General features: G+C 43.6%; 1 pseudogene. It reads right to left on the reverse strand.

Features of this window, described 5'->3' with window-relative positions:
• Positions 1–881: pseudogene (locus A3729_RS02960) on the reverse strand (chemotaxis protein); the annotation flags it as partial.
• Between the last annotated feature and the right edge of the window lie 11 nt (positions 882–892).

Below are 892 nucleotides of genomic sequence, written 5' to 3' on the forward strand. Positions count from 1 at the left end.
TCCTCATCGCTTGGCGCATCACCACGCTCAAGAATATCTAATTTTTCTTTAAGCTGAATTAGCTCTTCTTGCAATGCATTGGACAAAGACTTAAGAACATCTGCACCCGGGCCAAACAACCGCTTGCTTTCTGCCGATAAAGACTTTTCATCAAAATCCAATAGGGAAACTTTGTAGCCTTCCAGTACTGCATTCACTTGCTGAGAATAATAACCACTAATTGCTAACAAGTAGATAAGCTCTTTATGCAAAGACTCCGGTGCCGATTTACTGGTCACCACAGTTCCAACCAATGCCATCTCACGAAGGTACTTTTCAACCTTCATAAACAAGCGCTTGCGAAGGTCATGAGTACTCATATCTTGTTCAAGCAAGGTGTCTGCGACAATATTCACTAAGGCCCAAAATTGCGCCAATGGCTCACCAGCACATAGTTTCATTGCACCTTTGGAGGCACGAGAGATTAGCCGCAACGCTATTTGCTTGTTTCGGTCACGCAATATGTCAAGCAAACCAACCTGATACATATGCCTGAAGCGCTTAGCGTGGTGTTCAAAGTCACCAAGTTTATTACTACTCGATAGGCCAAATATAGTGCTCGGGTCAAATGCCCTATCGCTGGGTAAGTCAAAAAAGTGTGACTCTGGAAAGGGTTTGGTTTTTCTGGCTATTCGAAGCTCATTGATAATCGGCAAAAGAAGCTCTGGATGATCAAGCTTCTTCTGACAAAAATATTCGGTATAACGGCGCAAGATAAAAATAGCATTACTTAGGTTTGTTAACAGGCCATTTTTGTCGTCATTTGCACCAACAGGCACTTCATTCGCTAAGGCAACAGATTCCTGACATAGCAGCACGCAGCCCTGTACCTCTACCAGCACAAAGATACCGC

It is taken from the genome of Oleiphilus sp. HI0043, from assembly GCF_001634935.1.